At 33.1% G+C, this 254-nt stretch carries 1 protein-coding gene; it reads left to right on the top strand.

What is annotated here, in order from left to right; all coding sequences use genetic code 11:
* Positions 1 to 44 precede the first annotated feature (44 nt).
* Positions 45 to 254 (top strand): hypothetical protein (locus tag CWB98_RS23765; protein ID WP_138547003.1); only part of this gene is annotated, 210 nt, incomplete at its 3' end.

Here is a 254-nt window from a genome sequence, read left to right as displayed (position 1 = left end):
CTTTGTTTTATCTAGAAAAAGGTTGCCTTTATATAGATAGTTACATGAAAGATGAAAAGTTTATTAAGTATATACCTTATGAAGACTATATGATCCCTGCATTTGAATTAAAAAGTGGGTTGTTCTTTTATAATGGAGGCTTGAAAGATTTTTCGAGAATAGATCCTGTTGGAATAGTATACGCCTCCAAGGATTACGTCCTTTACTCTGTTTTAGATGGGGCCAGAGAAACTTTAATTGCTGTATCTGAAGGA

The sequence above is a fragment of the Pseudoalteromonas rubra genome (genome assembly GCF_005887115.1).
Taxonomy (GTDB): domain Bacteria; phylum Pseudomonadota; class Gammaproteobacteria; order Enterobacterales; family Alteromonadaceae; genus Pseudoalteromonas; species Pseudoalteromonas rubra_F.
This window is presented reverse-complemented; position numbering and strand designations above follow the sequence as displayed.